Annotated in this window: 16 protein-coding genes; 7 read left to right on the forward strand and 9 right to left on the reverse strand. The window is 53.0% G+C overall.

Features of this window, described 5'->3' with window-relative positions; genetic code table 11:
• Positions 1–13: 13 nt before the first annotated feature.
• The 6 genes from AAGR08_RS12380 to mntR form a co-directional block, all read right to left on the reverse strand.
• Positions 14–415 carry an H-NS family nucleoid-associated regulatory protein gene (locus tag AAGR08_RS12380; RefSeq protein ID WP_097094432.1) on the reverse strand — a complete coding sequence of 134 codons (402 nt, stop codon included), beginning with the start codon at positions 413–415 and terminating at the stop codon, positions 14–16.
• Between the two features lie 414 nt (positions 416–829).
• Positions 830–2359 carry an efflux transporter outer membrane subunit gene (locus AAGR08_RS12385; RefSeq protein ID WP_345827003.1) on the reverse strand — a complete coding sequence of 510 codons (1530 nt, stop codon included), beginning with the start codon at positions 2357–2359 and terminating at the stop codon, positions 830–832.
• A gap of 1 nt (position 2360) precedes the next feature.
• Positions 2361–3929, reverse strand: a complete 1569-nt coding sequence (locus tag AAGR08_RS12390) for a DHA2 family efflux MFS transporter permease subunit (RefSeq protein WP_345827004.1) — start codon at positions 3927–3929, stop codon at positions 2361–2363.
• On the reverse strand, positions 3926–5056 hold the full coding sequence (locus AAGR08_RS12395; protein WP_097094435.1) for an HlyD family secretion protein: 1131 nt from the start codon (positions 5054–5056) through the stop codon (positions 3926–3928). Before AAGR08_RS12395 ends, AAGR08_RS12390 begins: the two co-directional genes overlap by 4 nt.
• Positions 5057–5172: 116 nt before the next feature.
• Positions 5173–6282: an SLC13 family permease gene (locus AAGR08_RS12400; protein WP_345827005.1), complete on the reverse strand. Its 1110-nt coding sequence runs from the start codon at positions 6280–6282 to the stop codon at positions 5173–5175.
• Positions 6283–6301: 19 nt separating this feature from the next.
• Complete coding sequence (mntR, locus tag AAGR08_RS12405; RefSeq protein ID WP_008102536.1) at positions 6302–6760, reverse strand: manganese-binding transcriptional regulator MntR; 459 nt, start codon at positions 6758–6760, stop codon at positions 6302–6304.
• Between the two features lie 231 nt (positions 6761–6991).
• Here mntR and AAGR08_RS12410 point away from each other — a divergent pair, with 231 nt between their 5' ends.
• The gene (locus tag AAGR08_RS12410) at positions 6992–7186 is read left to right on the forward strand and encodes a hypothetical protein (protein WP_097094437.1); all 195 of its coding nucleotides are present in this window, start codon (positions 6992–6994) and stop codon (positions 7184–7186) included.
• Between the two features lie 152 nt (positions 7187–7338).
• Here the strand turns inward: AAGR08_RS12410 and ompX are convergent, their stop codons facing one another.
• Positions 7339–7851 carry an outer membrane protein OmpX gene (gene ompX / locus AAGR08_RS12415; protein ID WP_097094438.1) on the reverse strand — a complete coding sequence of 171 codons (513 nt, stop codon included), beginning with the start codon at positions 7849–7851 and terminating at the stop codon, positions 7339–7341.
• A 378-nt stretch (positions 7852–8229) separates the two neighbouring features.
• On the opposite strand from ompX, the gene rhtA reads away from it, so the two are divergent.
• The 6 genes from rhtA to ybiO all read left to right on the forward strand — a co-directional run bounded on the left by rhtA (position 8230) and on the right by ybiO (position 14903).
• A complete protein-coding gene (rhtA, locus tag AAGR08_RS12420) occupies positions 8230–9135 on the forward strand; it encodes a threonine/homoserine exporter RhtA (RefSeq protein ID WP_097094439.1) in 906 nt (301 codons plus the stop codon).
• 299 nt (positions 9136–9434) lie between these two features.
• Complete coding sequence (gene dps / locus AAGR08_RS12425) at positions 9435–9938, forward strand: DNA starvation/stationary phase protection protein Dps (RefSeq protein WP_097094440.1); 504 nt, start codon at positions 9435–9437, stop codon at positions 9936–9938.
• Positions 9939–10260: 322 nt separating this feature from the next.
• Positions 10261–11007 carry a glutamine ABC transporter substrate-binding protein GlnH gene (gene glnH, locus AAGR08_RS12430; protein WP_097094441.1) on the forward strand — a complete coding sequence of 249 codons (747 nt, stop codon included), beginning with the start codon at positions 10261–10263 and terminating at the stop codon, positions 11005–11007.
• A gap of 83 nt (positions 11008–11090) precedes the next feature.
• Positions 11091–11750, forward strand: coding sequence for a glutamine ABC transporter permease GlnP (gene glnP / locus AAGR08_RS12435; protein WP_097094442.1), 660 nt, complete (start codon positions 11091–11093; stop codon positions 11748–11750).
• On the forward strand, positions 11747–12469 hold the full coding sequence (glnQ, locus tag AAGR08_RS12440) for a glutamine ABC transporter ATP-binding protein GlnQ (RefSeq protein ID WP_097094443.1): 723 nt from the start codon (positions 11747–11749) through the stop codon (positions 12467–12469). The genes glnP and glnQ overlap by 4 nt, the downstream gene beginning before the upstream one ends.
• A 157-nt stretch (positions 12470–12626) precedes the next feature.
• Positions 12627–14903: a mechanosensitive channel protein gene (gene ybiO / locus AAGR08_RS12445; RefSeq protein WP_345827006.1), complete on the forward strand. Its 2277-nt coding sequence runs from the start codon at positions 12627–12629 to the stop codon at positions 14901–14903.
• A gap of 2 nt (positions 14904–14905) precedes the next feature.
• Here the strand turns inward: ybiO and rlmF are convergent, their stop codons facing one another.
• Positions 14906–15832, reverse strand: coding sequence for a 23S rRNA (adenine(1618)-N(6))-methyltransferase RlmF (gene rlmF / locus AAGR08_RS12450; RefSeq protein ID WP_345827007.1), 927 nt, complete (start codon positions 15830–15832; stop codon positions 14906–14908).
• A 79-nt stretch (positions 15833–15911) separates the two neighbouring features.
• On the reverse strand, positions 15912–16307 hold the full coding sequence (locus tag AAGR08_RS12455; RefSeq protein ID WP_345827008.1) for a hypothetical protein: 396 nt from the start codon (positions 16305–16307) through the stop codon (positions 15912–15914).
• Positions 16308–16309 lie beyond the last annotated feature (2 nt).

Consider the following 16309-nt stretch of genomic DNA (forward strand, 5'->3'; position numbering starts at 1 on the left):
AGGATTGTGCGGATTATTTGATCAGGAAAGTATCCAGGCTCTTACCGGAATCCAGCGCTTTCTTAATCGCTGCTGGAGTACGGCCCTGGCCAGTCCATGATTTTACTTCACCGTTTTCGTCGGTGTAAGAATATTTTGCTGGACGTGGTGCACGCTTAGCGCGTTTTTTACCAACTTCTAAAGCGCCCAGTAATTCGTTCGGGTCAATGCCATCAGCCAGCAGCATTTCGCGATATTTAGACAGCTTCTCTTCTTTTTCGCGGTTCTGCGCTTCTTCTGCATGAACTTCGTCACGACGCTCGGTCACAACAACGGTTAATTTTTCCAGAATTTCTTCCAGATCGGTCAATGGCAGCTCACGAGCTTGCGCACGTAATGTGCGAATGTTGTTCAGAACTTTAAATGCATCACTCATCACAATGTCCTTGCTTAAGGGGTTAAATAAACTGTAGTGGCAAGATTACCTAATTCAAATAAAAAAATAAATTAATTTTATAGCCTGGATTAATCTGAAGTCGCTTACATATTACTTACGTTGAGGGTTATGCCGACGAGGTTGGCTTTAATTAACCATGAATTAACACGCCTCTTTTGTTGCTTAAGCAGAACTGGAATCGATTTCAAACCAATATTCCCAGGTTATAAACAACCATTTAGCTACTATTGCGCGCTGCAGCATAAGTGAGCATAAAGGTAAAAAAGGATTAATGGTGTAACGGAAAACCCCATGATATAGGCGTTTATTATATTGCGGAGGATGAGAGAGAAATCTCATTTTTTTTCGTTGCGGTGAAAAAAAGCCGGTGGTTAACCGGCTATCAAACAAAAATTAATGCACTTCCGTTGCGGGACCAAACACAGAATAGTCGGGAAGGTTGACGTTTTGATAAGGCTCCCAGCCGCCGCCCAGCGCTTTATATAATGCCACCAGATCAAGCGCACTTTGCATCCGCGCCTGCGTCGATTGCGCTTTAGCCTGCGCCAGCTGACGTTGTGCATCTAACACATCAAGGAAGGTTGAGATGCCCTGGCGATAACTGTCGCTGGCAAGATCGAAGGCGCGTTGCAGTGCACTTGTGGTCTCATCCAGCGCGATGACCTGTTGCTGATCGGCGCGATAACTCACCAGCGCATTCTCAACATCCTGCAGCGCGGTTAACACCGTTTGGCGATAGTCCAGCGCCGCATTTGCCTGCTGAGCGCGCGCCAGTTTAACGCTGGAGACTAAACGCCCGCCCTGGAAGATGGGAATCGAGAGTGATGGCCCAACGCTGAAGAAGTGGCTGCTCCAGTCATCCAGATAGCTGGCATCGGTGTTGCGCACACCGAGCTGCCCGGTGAGCGAAAGGCTTGGGAACAGATCGGCCACCGACACGCCAATATTGGCCGTTTGTGCATGCAGCGTGGCTTCCGCCTGACGAATATCCGGACGGCGCCGCGCCAGCGTAGAAGGAATACCGACCGGCACCATTTTCGGCAACGCGGGCAGCGGTTTTTCCGACATTAACTCGTTATCCAGCGCCCCCGGCGTTTTGCCCAGCAGCACTGCCAGGCCGTTCATCGCCTGTAACTGCTGCGCCTGGTATTGCGGCAGCTGCGCGTTAAGCGAAGCTAACTGTGCCCGGGCATTTTCCACATCCGTGGTGGGTGCCAAACCGTTCCTCTGCTGGCTTTGCGTCAGTTCCCAGGTTTGCTGCGCCACCGCAATCTGTTGCTGCAAGGTCGTTAACACCGCCTGCGAACCACGTAACTGGAGATAGGCACGCGCGACTTCGGCTTCCAGCGAAACCAGCGCATCGTTACGCTGCTCGATAGCCGCCTGCTGTTGTGCGTCCGCCGCTTCCATCTGGCGACGAACTTTGCCCCACAAATCGAGCTCCCAGCTGGCATCAAAACTGCCCTGATACAAGGTGACCGAGTGATCTAATCCATTCAGTTGATTAGCAACATCGCTGTCCACCTGATCGTAAACGCCGTTCGACTTCAGCAGGCCTTTTAATCCCAACTGCTGCCGCGTGACTTTTGCCGAGCCGTTAAGCGAGGGGAACAACCCTCCGCGCGCTTGCGCCAGCTGTTCGCGTGCGCCGGCAATGCGCAGCACGGATTGCTGCAGCGTTAAGTTACCGGCAATGGCGCGCTCAATCAGGCTGTCCAGCTGCGGATCGTTAAAGCTTTTCCACCACAGCGGATTGGTCGCTGCCGCCAGCGGCTTTGACGCCTGTTGTGAAGGTAAGTCATGGTAACCGCCCGGCGTATGCGCCTGCGGTGGCTGATAATCCGGCCCAACGGCGCAACCGGCCAGCAGCAATGACAGCGCCAGCAACGTCAGCGACGGCTGAAATCGCGAAAACTTGTTCATTTTAATGTGCTCCTGCACCGCCTTCGCTCTTAATCGGCGAAAGCAACCAACAAAATGGAATCAATAGCAAAGCCACGATACTCAAGCCCATAAAGACGTCGATATACGCCAGAATACGCGCCTGGGCAATCATCTCCTGGTAGAGCTGTCCACCCGCCAGCGTCAGCGGGTCGCCTACCGCCGTGGTGAAGTTACGGATGGCATCGGCCCAGTGTTGTAGCGTGAGGTTGTAAGGCTCATTCAGCGGCGACATGTTGTGCACCATGTTTGCCGATTGCGTCTGCATGCGTTCCGTAATCCCCGCGGTTGAGAGCGAAATCCCGATCGAACCGGCGACGTTACGGAACATAGTGAACAGCGCCGAGGCATCGGCATTTAACCGTTGCGGCACGGTAATAAACGCAATGGTGGTGAGCGGCACAAACAGGAAGCCAAGTCCGATTGACTGCGCGCTTCGCATCATCACCAACGTTTTGAAATCGACGTCAGGCGTAAGCGTGGAGGAGTAGAAGAAGGCACAGGCAAGGCAGGTAAAGCCGAACGCAATGATGTAGCGCGTTTGCACAATTGGCATCAACTTCAGCACCAGCGGAATGGTCAGCACAATTAATATCGCGCCAGGCGACAGCACCAGCCCCGACCAGGTGGCGGTGTAGCCCAAATCCTGCTGCGCCAGCTGGGGAAGCACCACCGAGCTGCCGTACAGAATCATCGCCATGCCCGCCATTAGCAAACCCGCTACCCAGAAGTTGCGGTCTTTCATTACCATGATATCGACCACCGGCTTGCGCGCATACAGTAGCCAATACACGGCGCCGACAATACCCACCAGCGCCAGCGTGGCGAACAGGATGATAAAGTGCGAAGCAAACCAATCCTCATCTTCACCGCGATCGAGGAATACTTGCAAACAGCCAAGCCCAAGCGTGATCAGGCTGATACCAATGTAATCAATCTTCAGCCGGCCTTTCGCCCACTTACGTTCCCACGGCGGATCTTCCAGCAGCTGATAAATCGCCATCACCGTTAAAATACCCACGGGAATATTAATGAAGAACACCCAGCGCCAGCTGTAGTTATCGGTGATCCAGCCGCCGAGCGTCGGACCAATCACCGGCGCAACGATGATGGCAATCGACGACAGGCCAAACGCTTTGCCGCGATCTTCCGCTTTGAAATAGTCGAGCAGCACCGATTGCTGTACCGGCTGCAACCCACCACCAAAAAAGCCCTGCAGGACGCGGAACAAAATGATTTGCCACAGTTCGGTAGCGATACCGCACAGGAATGAGCAGATGGTGAACATCACAATGCAGATCAGGAAGAACTGCTTACGACCGAACAGTCGACTAAAAAACGCCGAGATCGGCAATACGATGCCGTTGGCCACCAAATAAGAGGTTAAAACCCAGGTGGATTCGTCGTAACTGGAGGAGAGCGAGCCCGCAATGTGCGGCAGCGCCACGTTGACGATAGTGGTGTCGAGGATCTCCATAAACACCGCCAGCGTAACCGTGATGGCAACCAGCCACGGGTTGCTGGCCGGACGCCAGCTTTCGCTCGCACTCATTCCACTGTCACCTTCGGCTCAACCGACAGGCCCAGCGGTAGCGGATGATTCGGATCCAAACCTTTATCGATAACAATTTTCACCGGTACGCGCTGCACGATTTTCACGTAGTTGCCGGTGGCGTTCTCAGCGGGGAAAGTGGAGAAGCGCGAACCCGATCCCATCTGTACGCTATCAACGTGCCCTTCCAACTTCATATCTGGCCAGGCATCAACGCTGATCTCCACTTTATTACCCGGCTTCATTCGTTCCAGCTGCGACTCTTTGAAGTTAGCGTTAATCCAGATTTCCGGTGAAACCAGCGAGAATAGCGCGCTGCCAGCCTGAACCAAGGTGCCAAGCTGCACATTTCGCTTGGTCACAAAGCCGTCGTAAGGCGCACGTACCTGGGTATAAGAGAGATTTAATTCGGCCGTATTGAGCTGCGCTTTAGCCTGCTCAACTTGCTGCTCGCGCGCTTCAACGTTGGTTTCTTGCTGGCGAATCTGCAACTGAACCTGCGAAGCCACTTCAACCTGCGCTTTGGCGCTCTGTAACTGTGCTTCGGCGGAACGCAACTGAGCGGCGGCGGTATCAATATTGCGCTGCGAGGTTGCTCGGGGATCAACACCGCGCTGGCGACGATAATCGGCCTGGGCATTTAACAGGTTTGCCTGCGCTTTGGCCTGATCGGCAAGCGCCTGATCGCGCTGTGCCGGATACTGCACGCGTGATAAGGCTAACTGCGCCTGCGCCTGATGCAGCTGAGCTTCTGCGAGGCCCAACTGCGCTTTGGCCTGATCGCGCTGTGCCGCGGTGTCACGCGTATCAATCTCCACCAGCAAATCGCCCTGCTTCACCCGCTGGTTATCGCTTACCAGCAGCTTCACCACATAACCCGAGGCTTTAGGGGCGATGGTCACCGCGTTACCTTCTGTAAAGGCATCATCGGTGCTTTCAATGTTGCGCGTGGTGAGCCAGAACCATAATGCCACCACGATCATAATCACCACCACGATGGCGAGAAAAATCAGGGGCTTCTTTCCGGGGCGTTTACGTTCTGGTTCGTTGTTATCTTGATTCGATTGTGCAGAGTTTTGCGGATCTTGCTGATCGCGTTCGGACGGCTGATTCTGGTTTTCACTCATAATTTTTCATCGTAGGCGGTTGTCCCGATTCCCGGGCAAAAACGGTCAACATAACCTTAGATGGGAAATTGACAAATGCCAATGCAACTTTACACAAGCCGACACTGGCTGGCCGTCTAACGCATTAAGTGCAAAAGCAGCCATCCACCCAGCATCGACCAGGCAAGCATTGGCAGGGAGAACAGATGGAATCGCCACCACACCCGCGCATCCTGCGCCATGCGCAGGGCAATCAGGTTGGCAAGTGAGCCCGGCAATAAACCAAAGCCGCCGATGTTCACCGACCACGCCAGCACATCGGAAGGTGGCACTTTCTGCAAAAGCAGGATGGTGGCCGGCACATTACTGATGACCTGTGACAAACCGATGGCTAACAGATAAAGTCCGCCCTCGCCTAACTGCCCAATGGCGGCAAAATGGGGTTGCAGCCATGGCAAGTGCATCAGCAGAAAGACATCGATAAACATCGCGACAAATACCAGCAGCAAACTCCAGTCGATACTGATCAACACGCTGCGCGCCATGATCAGGAAACAGGTCGCTACGAGCAGCAGCGCCCAACCGGTCATTTTTAGCTCCAAAGCGACAATGAAGACGATATAAAGCAGCACGCTGATCAGAAACAGCGGCTTGTGCCACGGCTGGCTTTCGCCTTGTTCATGCTTTTGAATGCTGCGGGCCGGGAAACTCCACCAGGTGAGCGCCATTAACGTCAACATCAGAAATGCCGCCAGCGGCGCCATCTGCGCAATAAAAGCGGGAACGCTGAGCGCTCCATGACTCCACAGCAGAATATTTTGCGGGTTGCCGACCGGGGTTAATAACGAACCCGCATTGACGGCCAGCGCTTCAAAAATAATCAGGCGTGAGATCGGCAGACGTGAGAATTTGCGCAGGGTTAACGTTAGCGGCACCAAAATAAACAGCGCAACATCATTGGTGAGAAAGGTTGAGAGCAACGCGGCCGCGCAAACCATAAACAGCGCCAGCGCGCGCTCATGCTGGAAACGCTGGATCAAACGCGCGCCGAGTACATCAAAATAGCCGCTGTTCTCCAGCCCTTTGGTCAGCATCAATAAGCCGGTAAGCGTCATGATGGTATGCCAGTCAACCGCGCCAGGCAGCTGCGACCAATGGAAATTCGCCAGCGGCACCATAATCACGCCCAGCAGCAACAGCAAATGCAAGATACGATCGCGCATTAAGGAACGAAGCACTATGGGCATGATGGCGGAAGCCTTGTGGTTAGCGACTCTCGTAAAATTTCTGGAAGACGGCCAGCGTTTCATCACTGACGTGATGCTCCAGGCCTTCTGAATCACGGCGCGCGGTTTCCGGGCTAACACCCAGCGCCAGCAGGAAGGTTTCAACAATGTGGTGGCGGACGCGGCTCGCTTCAGCCAGCTTCTCACCTTCAGCGGTGAGGAACACGCCACGATATGGCACTTGCTCCACTAAACCGGTGGTACCGAGGCGCTTAAGCATTTTCGCCACCGTCGGCTGAGAAACGCCAAGGCGTGCAGCCATGTCCACCTGACGCGCCTCGCCAAATTCACGAATCAAATCAGAGATTAACTCAACGTAGTCATCAATCAGCTCACGACGATGCGCTTCGCGCACCTGCCGAAATCCTTCGACATGCTCCTCAATTTCTTTCAGCGGCCCCTGGGGCATGTTGGTGGCGATTTTTGCACGACGACTCATTCAACTTCCTCTTTATTATCTGCCGCACTGTACCTGCGATGCGGTCTGGCTGCGCCCATTGTAAACCAGGCACAAATAAGCACAAATTTTTCCTAAATAGTGTTGGCTAAAGAGTATAGCCAGTGCTATCTTTGTTGATAATGTAAGCGAATAGCTTATAAAGGATGCAAAGACGAACACCGTTTCGCTGCTCCTGCTTGTTTTATGTCGTAATTCACTCGGGAGGTGAACATGACTACCATGAAAAACTGCCTCGACTGTGGTAAATGCTTCCAGACAGAACAGAGCAAACCGGCTTTCGAGCTGAAATCGCTGCTGTGCCTGTTTACTCGCTCGCCGTTTGCACTGCGTTTGATGCTGATTGAAAAGCTCACGGGCAAACAGCTGGTTGAACGTCCGTGCCCAAACCTGATCTGGCGCGGCTAACGCTCTCCCTACTCACGCTTATTCCTACAAAGCCCGCCTCTGTCGCGGGCTTTGTGCTTTTTGATGTGGTAAAGCCTGCTGAACGGTGAATTGCACCCATAAAAAAACGGTCCCGAAGGACCGTTTATTGTGCAACTGGTCTAAGCAAAAACTTAGAAGCTGTAACCTACGCCAGCAATCCAGGTGCCAACGTCGACGCTGCGGATACGGCTCTGCTCGTAACCTACATCCAGTGCGACGTTTTCGATTGGGTTGAACTGCATACCCGCGCCGTAAGAGAAACCGTAGTCGCTTGTATCAGACTTAGAACGTACTGCAGTATCGTTCTGCTGGAATTTACCGTAGCCTACACCCACAACACCGTAGATGCTTGCCCAGTCATTCAGACGGTAAGCTGGACCACCGGTGATGCCGTAGTATTGACCTTTGTTGTAAACGCCAGCGTCAGTACGATCTTTCTCGGTGTAAGTGAAAGAACCGATCCAACCCAGTGGGTTAGTACCGTCTTCGTAACGATATTTCAGGTTGAAGCCGTTTGCTTTGTTAGCAACGCCTTGATAATCGCTCTGAGCGTAACCACCGGTAACGGTGCTTTGTGCCATGGCAGAACCTGCAGAAACTGCAAGTACACAAGCCAATGCTGAAAGACATGCAATTTTTTTCATAACCACCTCAAATGTGAATATACTTCTCTCCTGACAACGCTATAAATATAACAAAAAACAGCAAGAAACTCTGCCCGCAATTTGTTGTCTAACAGATTGTTTGGTGTAACAGAAAGTTAATGAAGCTTCCTATGTCATTCATTTTACTTATAAAAACCTTCATATTCCTGCAACATAAATTTCGATCACAAAAAATGCGTTTAAGTAAATTCCTAAACTAACCTGACATTTCTTTACGGAAATGGCCCTGAAAATGGCCAAATTCCAACCACTCATCACGTTTTTTTTCCCCGGATCGTATCTCCTTATTTACTGAAGATTCCTTTACACTGAGCTCTTGTTGCTCCGCTGTTAATAAATAAAGGAATGAATAACAGGATGTCTGCGCCTTTCACGACTAAAAATCTGGCCCCGGTTTTGTTCCCCATCGCTGTTCTTCTCATTGCGATGCTTTCGCTGCAGGGTGGAGCTTCACTGGCGAAATCGCTGTTTGCTACCGTTGGTGCTCCAGGCATTACTGCGCTGCGACTCGGCTTAGGCACCCTCATTCTTTGCGTCATCTTTAAACCCTGGCGTTTACGTTTCACACGTGAACAGCGCAAGCCGCTGCTGATGTATGGCCTTGCGCTCGGCTGCATGAATTATCTCTTCTATTTAGCGATTCGCACCGTGCCGCTTGGCGTGGCGGTCGGATTAGAGTTTCTGGGTCCGCTGACGCTGGCTCTGATTGGCGCGCGCCGTCCGCTGGACTTTATTTGGGTACTGCTCGCGGTAGTGGGCTTATGGTTCCTGTTGCCAATCGGTGATGGTGTGAGCCATATCGATCCGCTCGGTGCGCTGCTGGCGGTAGGTGCGGGTGCCTGTTGGGCAGTTTATATTCTTGCCGGCCAGCGTGCTGGTGCCGAACATGGGCCGGCAACGGTGGCGATGGGCTCGCTCATCGCCTCCGTAATCTTTGTTCCTCTTGGCCTGACATTTGCCGCGCCGGGCATCTGGCATTGGGAAATCCTGCCGCTGGCGCTGCTTATCGCCCTGCTCTCCAGCGCTATTCCTTACTCTCTTGAGATGATGGCGCTGACGCGTCTTCCTGCCCGTATTTTCGGCACCCTGATGAGCCTGGAGCCGGCAATGGCAGCGCTTTCGGGCATGTTGTTCCTCGGTGAACTGTTAACGCTGCAGCAGTGGATTGCGCTGCTGGCGATTATTATCGCCTCTGCCGGTTCAACTCTCACCATGAAGCAAAAAAGCGCGCAAATAAACGAAGTAGATATTACTCATCAGTAATAAATAAGTGATTATTCAGCCTGCTATATAGCAGGCTGAATATAAAAGCGTTCTCATTATCATTTCACCGGTTACCCCACCGGTGCTTATTATTATTTTGCAACACGATTAATAAATAATTAACATATAGATTAACTCGTTGTTTTATAAACCTTAAAAATAATAACGCACAATTCCTGAGCAACAGTAAGGTTTATCTATTCCTGTCATTGATCTAATCATTCCTGCAGAACTTAAATGTGCTGCTATACTTATTTCCGTGCTTGATTAGGACAACCATCAATAAGAGGACATTAATGATGAGTACCGCAAAACTGGTTAAAACTAAATCGTCTGATCTGATTTACACCCGTAATGACGTCGCTGACAGCGATAAAAAAGCGACCATCGAGGTGCTCAACCGTCTGGTAGTGGAATTTATTGACCTGTCGCTGATCACCAAGCAGGCGCACTGGAATATGCGTGGCGCCAACTTTATTGGCGTGCATGAGATGCTTGATGGCTTCCGTACGGCAATTACCGATCACCAGGACACTATCGCTGAACGTGTGGTTCAGCTAGGCGGTGTGGCGCTGGGTACGACTCAGATCGTCAACGATAAGACACCACTGAAAAGTTATCCGCTAAACATTCATAGCGTACAGGATCACCTGAAAGCGCTGGCCGATCGCTATGCCGTTGTCGCTAATGACACGCGCAAAGCGATTACTGAAGTGAGCGATGAAGATACTGCGGATATTTTCACTGCGGCATCGCGCGATCTGGATAAATTCCTGTGGTTCATTGAATCCAACATCGAATAATTTTCAGCGTAACAGTGAAGGCGGGTTATCCCGCCTTTTTTTATGCCTGTAACATTCTGGTGCTTTTTTTGACGTTGTTAACAATTCCTTAATCCCTTCTTTCGCTTGCCACGCCCTTGGTGCACACTGTTCCTGCACCACAACGGCACTACGCACCATTATGGTGCCCACCACTGGTGCAAAATTTTTCTTCTGCGCAAAATCGTGTCAGCAAGTGCTTAAAACGACTGATTTCGTGAAAAATGAAAAGTTGGCATAATTTTTTCATATGATAAGCCGTACATTGGGCCACCAGGCCTGAAGGGTAATAAGGAAAATAATGATGAAGTCATTGATTAAAGTCTCCGTGGCCGCGCTGGCGCTGGCCTTCTCGCTTTCCTCCACCGCAGCAGATAAAAAACTGATTGTCGCCACTGACACCGCATTCGTTCCCTTCGAGTTTAAACAAGGCGATAAGTACGTCGGTTTTGATATCGATTTGTGGGACGCGGTCGCCAAAGAACTGAAGCTGGATTACACCTTCAAACCGATGGATTTCAGCGGCATTATCCCCGCTCTGCAAACTAAAAACGTGGATCTGGCATTAGCAGGTATCACCATCACCGAAGAGCGTAAGAAAGCCATTGAGTTCTCAGACGGCTATTACAAAAGCGGCCTGCTGGTGATGGTGCGCGAGAATGAAAAAGACGTTAAAAGTATCGACGATCTCAACGGCAAAGTGGTGGCAGTGAAGAGCGGCACCGGTTCGGTGGATTACGCCAAAGCGCACATCAAATCGAAAGACCTGCGTCAGTTCCCGAACATCGATAACGCTTACATGGAACTGGGCACCAACCGCGCTGACGCCGTCCTGCACGACACGCCAAACATTCTTTACTTCATCAATACCGCCGGTAAAGGCCGCTTCAAAGCGGTAGGCGAGTCAATTGAAGCGCAGCAATATGGCATCGCTTTCCCGAAAGGCAGTGACGATCTGCGTGAAAAAGTGAACGGCGCACTGAAAACGCTGCGTGATAACGGCACTTACAACACTATCTATAAAAAATGGTTCGGTACTGAACCAAAATAATGCCGGCTTAAGTCGATATTCCAGCAGGGAGCTTTGCCTCCCTGTTTTTTACATTTCCACGCAACAGATTTTGGAGTCACACCATGGAGTTTGACTGGAGCGTCATTTGGCCCGCACTGCCGATTTTAATCGAAGGCGCCAAAATGACCCTGCTGATCTCGGTCCTCGGCCTGGTCGGCGGTTTAATTATCGGCCTGGTCGCCGGTTTTGCCCGCGCTTACGGCGGCTGGATCACGAATAACATCGCCCTGGTATTCATCGAACTGATCCGCGGTACACCTATCGTGGTACAGGTGATGTTTATCTACTTCGCCCTGCCCATGGCCTTCCCCGACCTGCGTATCGATCCGTTCAGCGCGGCGGTGGTCACCATCATGATCAACTCCGGTGCTTATATCGCAGAAATCACACGCGGTGCGGTGCTATCCATTAACAAAGGCTTCCGTGAAGCGGGTCTGGCGCTGGGCTTATCGAGCCGCGAGACGCTGCGTTATGTGATTATGCCACTGGCTCTGCGCCGTATGCTGCCACCGCTGGGTAACCAGTGGATTGTGAGTATTAAAGATACTTCCCTGTTTATCGTGATTGGCGTGGCTGAACTGACGCGTCAGGGCCAGGAAATCATCGCCGGTAACTTCCGCGCGTTAGAAATCTGGAGCGCCGTTGCCATCATCTATTTGGTTATTACGCTGGTGTTGAGCTTTGTGCTGCGCCGTATTGAGAAAAGGGTGAAAATCCTGTGATTGAATTTAAAAACGTCTCGAAGAATTTCGGCCAGACCCAGGTTCTGCACGACATCAACCTGAAAATTAATCAAGGCGAAGTGGTGGTGATTATTGGACCATCCGGCTCCGGGAAATCTACGCTGCTGCGCTGCATCAACAAGCTGGAAGAGATCACGACCGGCGAGCTGATTGTCGATGGCATGAAGGTCAATGATCCGAAAGTCGATGACCGCCTGATTCGTCAGGAAGCGGGCATGGTGTTCCAGCAGTTCCATCTGTTCCCGCAGATGAGCGCACTGGATAACGTCGCCTTTGGCCCCATCCGCGTTCGTGGTGCGAAGAAAGAAGAAGCCCACAAGCTGGCCCGTGAGCTGCTGGGTAAAGTGGGCCTCGCCGAACGCGCGCACCACTTCCCTTCTGAGCTATCCGGTGGTCAGCAGCAGCGCGTCGCGATTGCGCGCGCGTTGGCGGTGAAGCCGAAAATGATGCTGTTTGATGAACCTACCTCAGCGCTCGATCCTGAGCTGCGTCACGAAGTATTGAAAGTGATGCAGGATCTGGCCGAAGAAGGCATGACCATGGTCATCGTAACGCATGAAGTCGGATTCGCGCAGAAAGTGGCTTCCCGTCTGATCTTCATCGATAAAGGGACCATAGCTGAAGACGGTAACCCGGATGAACTGATCACCAACCCGCCAAGCGATCGCCTGCGCGAGTTCCTGCAGCACGTTTCCTGATAGCCTGGTCGCCATCGTTGGCGACCGATTCTGTAAGGTCGTCATTGATGACGACCTTCTTTCCCCACCGCCTCGCGCGCAAATCAATTTTCCTTGCAGAATCTGTACCTTCCATCACTGACTATACTTCTCTCTTGTGCCGTACAAGGAGAAAGCGATGTTGTCTGCCAGCCCACCAGGTCGTGCCACCCTGTGGTTACTCTTCAGTTTGCTCACCCTGTTTCTCATGTCTTCAGCGCAGGCCGTCAATCTGCCTCAGGCCGCCGTCGCGGCACAGCAGTCACAAACGCCGGCCGCGAGCAGCACCGCCGAAGGCGAACCCAGCGTAGAAGAGAAAAAAGCCGCTTACGCCGCGTTGGCCAATATTCTGGATAACAACGCCTCACGTCAGGAACTGATCGATCAGCTGCGCCAGGCCGCCAACAGCCAATCCTCCAGCGAACAGCCGGTGCTGGCGCCGCCGCAGGCGGATCAGGAAGATCCGACGGTGCTGGAGAGTATCACCAGCGTCACGCGTGAATATGGCGGCGCGGTGGCGTCACAATTCGTTCAGCTGCATGACAACATCACCAATGCGCCGCATAAGGCCTTTAACCAGCAAACCTTTTTCAATGCGCTGAAATACTTCGCCGCCCTCGCCGTGGCGGTGTTTGCTTTCTACTGGCTGACGCGCCGTTTGATGTGGCCAGTCTGGCAGCGCATGGGCCGCTGGGGACGCAAGCAAAATATTGAACGCACCAAATGGCTGCACCTGCCCGCTATGATCGTACTGGCCTTTATCCTCGATCTCCTGCTGCTGGCGCTGACGCTGTTTGTCGGCCAGATCATCAGCGACAACTATCACAACGGCAACCGCACCATCGCCTATCAGCAAGGACTGTTCCTCAACGCCTTCGCGCTGATTGAATTTTTCAAAGCGGTATTGCGCCTGATTTTCTGCCCGCACTTTCCCGCGCTGCGCTTCTTCCACCTGGCGGACGCGCGCGCCAGCTACTGGAATACCCGGTTAAGCTGGCTGAGCGGGATTATTGGTTATGGTTTATTAGTCGTGGTGCCCATTGTTGCCAATCAGGTCAACATTCAGGTGGCTGCGCTGGTTAATATGCTGATCATGTTCATCATGACCGGCTGGGCCCTGTGGCTGATTTTCCGCAACAGAAGCAATATTCAGCATGAGCTGTCGCGGCTGGCCGATCGCAGCATGACGTTTTTCGCGCTGTTTATTCGCGCCTTTGGCGTGGTGTGGCACTGGCTGGCAAGCGCCTATTTTCTCACGCTGTTTCTACTCTCGATCTTCAATCCTGGCGACAGTCTGAAATTTATGATGTCCGCCACGGTGCGCAGTCTGGCGATCGTCGTGATTGCCGCACTGATTTCCGGCATCCTCACGCGCTGGATAGGTAAAACCGTCACGCTGTCGCCGGATCTGCGTCGCAACTACCCTGAATTGCAAAAGCGCGTTAATGATTGGGTAAAAGCGCTGCTGAAACTGGCGCGTGTGCTCACCGTGTTTGCCACGCTGCTGCTGCTGCTGAACGCGTGGAATCTGTTTGATCTCTGGCACTGGCTGACCCTCGGCAGCGGACAGAAAATGGTGGATGTGCTGATTCGCATCGTGATGATTGTGCTGCTGTCGGCGGTAGGCTGGACGCTATTGGCCAGCCTGATTGAGAGCCGCCTGGCCTCAGATTCGCACGGTCGTCCCATGCCCAGCGCGCGCACCCGTACGCTGCTGACGCTATTCCGAAATGCGCTGGCGGTGGTCATCAGCACCATCACCATCATGATTTTGCTGTCAGAAGTCGGTGTGAACATTGCGCCGCTGCTGGCCGGTGCCGGTGCGCTCGGTCTGGCGGTCTCATTCGGCTCACAAACGCTAGTGAAAGACATCATTACGGGCATCTTCATTCAGTTTGAAAACGGCATGAACACCGGCGATCTGGTGACGATTGGGCCGATTACCGGCACGGTGGAGCGCATGTCGATTCGCTCGGTGGGCGTACGTCAGGATACTGGCGCCTATCACATTATTCCGTGGTCTTCGATCACCACCTTCGCCAACTTCGTGCGCGGCATCGGCTCATTCGTCGCCAACTATGATGTGGATCGCAGTGAAGATACCGAACGCGTTAACGCGACGCTGCAAGCGGCAGTAAAAGAGTTGCTGGAGAACCCGGAGATTCGCGGCATGGTGATCGGCGAGCCAAGCTTTGCCGGCCTGGTGGGATTAACCAATCAATCCTTTACCGTGCGCGTCTCCTTCACCACTCAACCGCTGAAGCAGTGGACGGTGCGTTTTGCGCTGGATGATAAGGTGAAGAAGCATTTTGATGCGGCCGGCATTAAAGCGCCGCACCAAACGGTGGAGGTGATGCAAACCGGCAGCGATATCACCTCGGCTGCCAGCTTACCGGCGTTGCCACCGGCGCAATAAGCTTAGCGTTTCAGCCGCTTCGCGCGTGACGCGGGCGGCTGGAATGTCCAGGCGATAAAGCGGCTCTGCTTCTGCCCTTGTGCCATTTCGATGATGCGCACTTCATAGGCTTCCCGATCGCGCAGCTGGTCACGCAGCGCCGGTAGATTCTCTTTACGAGAGACCAGCGAGGTGAACCACACAATCTGGTCCGCGTGCGTCACGCTTTCATCGATCATCTGACCCACGAACTTACGTTCACCGCCGTCGCACCATAATTCGCTGTGATGACCGCCAAAATTGAGCGGCGCGTTTTTGCCCAGGCCCAGGTTACGCGTTTTACGCTGGCCAACGCTGGCTGCTTCTTCTGCAGAGGAGTGGAACGGTGGATTACACAGCACCGCATGGTAGCGTTCGTTTTTATGCACTACGCCCGCGAAAATGGATGACGCATCCTTTTGTCGACGCAAACGAATTGCGCGCTGCAGGCCAGAATTACTCGCCACGATCTGTCCCGCCGCGGTAATGGCCTCCGCGGTGATGTCGGTACCGGTAAAGCGCCAGCCATATTCGGCATTGCCAATCAGCGGATAGATGCAGTTCGCGCCGCAGCCGATATCCATCACATCCAAATCACGCGGGATCACGCCGCCGTTATCGCTCGCCAGCAGATCGGCCAGCGCATGCACATAGTCAGCGCGGCCCGGCACCGGCGGGGTGAGGTAGCCTGCCGGCAGCTGCCAGTTCAGGTTATAGAAAAGTTTTAATAACGCCTGATTCAGCAGCATCACTGCCTCAGGATCGGCGAAATCCACCGACAACTCGCCGTAGCCGTTGGGACGCACTTTCACCGCCAGCGGCGGATGGGCTGCGGTAAGAGCCGCAAAATCATAACGGCCCTGATGGCGGTTACGCGGATGGAAAGGTGACGTGGCGGCTGGCTTGTTCATAGTTTCTCCGGAAAATAGCGCGGGCGTAAGATACCCCGCTGCGCGCGTAAAAGAAATTATCAGCCGCCGTTTTTTGCCATTATTTCTGTGCGCGAGCCAGCCATTGCTGCATCTGCGCCAGGGCATAAGTGCGTGAACTCACCACCTGATGCGGAATGCCGAACATTTTGCGCATCTTACGCAGTTCCGCACAGCGCGATGCCTCACTCTCAATACTCAGCATTCCTTTGCAGCGTTGACTCAGCAGTTGGCGATGGCGAATCAGCCAGTCCCCCCGCTGCCGCCGGTCGGCCTCGGTTTCCTCTACCCGCATATGATCATAGACCACCACAAACGGCGACTCTTGCTGTAGCAGCGCCAGCATTTCGGCTTCCCATTGGCTGGCGTAACCTGGCAGCACGGCCTGCTGGTTAAGATAAACCAGCGGGAAATCCTGAACATCATAGACGGAAAAATCGTTTTGGTTTAAAGACATAC

The organism is Pantoea sp. BRR-3P (assembly GCF_039621635.1).
Taxonomy (GTDB): domain Bacteria; phylum Pseudomonadota; class Gammaproteobacteria; order Enterobacterales; family Enterobacteriaceae; genus Pantoea; species Pantoea floridensis.

What these genes read in the sequence shown, in the direction of transcription:
- AAGR08_RS12380 (WP_097094432.1), bottom strand. Translation starts at nt 415, where the DNA reads ATGAGTGATGCATTTAAAGTTCTGAACAACATTCGCACATTACGTGCG.
- AAGR08_RS12385 (WP_345827003.1), bottom strand. Translation starts at nt 2,359, where the DNA reads ATGAACAAGTTTTCGCGATTTCAGCCGTCGCTGACGTTGCTGGCGCTG.
- AAGR08_RS12390 (WP_345827004.1), bottom strand. Translation starts at nt 3,929, where the DNA reads ATGAGTGCGAGCGAAAGCTGGCGTCCGGCCAGCAACCCGTGGCTGGTT.
- AAGR08_RS12395 (WP_097094435.1), bottom strand. Translation starts at nt 5,056, where the DNA reads ATGAGTGAAAACCAGAATCAGCCGTCCGAACGCGATCAGCAAGATCCG.
- AAGR08_RS12400 (WP_345827005.1), bottom strand. Translation starts at nt 6,282, where the DNA reads ATGCCCATAGTGCTTCGTTCCTTAATGCGCGATCGTATCTTGCATTTG.
- mntR (WP_008102536.1), bottom strand. Translation starts at nt 6,760, where the DNA reads ATGAGTCGTCGTGCAAAAATCGCCACCAACATGCCCCAGGGGCCGCTG.
- AAGR08_RS12410 (WP_097094437.1), top strand. Translation starts at nt 6,992, where the DNA reads ATGACTACCATGAAAAACTGCCTCGACTGTGGTAAATGCTTCCAGACA.
- ompX (WP_097094438.1), bottom strand. Translation starts at nt 7,851, where the DNA reads ATGAAAAAAATTGCATGTCTTTCAGCATTGGCTTGTGTACTTGCAGTT.
- rhtA (WP_097094439.1), top strand. Translation starts at nt 8,230, where the DNA reads ATGTCTGCGCCTTTCACGACTAAAAATCTGGCCCCGGTTTTGTTCCCC.
- dps (WP_097094440.1), top strand. Translation starts at nt 9,435, where the DNA reads ATGAGTACCGCAAAACTGGTTAAAACTAAATCGTCTGATCTGATTTAC.
- glnH (WP_097094441.1), top strand. Translation starts at nt 10,261, where the DNA reads ATGAAGTCATTGATTAAAGTCTCCGTGGCCGCGCTGGCGCTGGCCTTC.
- glnP (WP_097094442.1), top strand. Translation starts at nt 11,091, where the DNA reads ATGGAGTTTGACTGGAGCGTCATTTGGCCCGCACTGCCGATTTTAATC.
- ybiO (WP_345827006.1), top strand. Translation starts at nt 12,627, where the DNA reads ATGTTGTCTGCCAGCCCACCAGGTCGTGCCACCCTGTGGTTACTCTTC.
- rlmF (WP_345827007.1), bottom strand. Translation starts at nt 15,832, where the DNA reads ATGAACAAGCCAGCCGCCACGTCACCTTTCCATCCGCGTAACCGCCAT.
- AAGR08_RS12455 (WP_345827008.1), bottom strand. Translation starts at nt 16,307, where the DNA reads ATGTCTTTAAACCAAAACGATTTTTCCGTCTATGATGTTCAGGATTTC.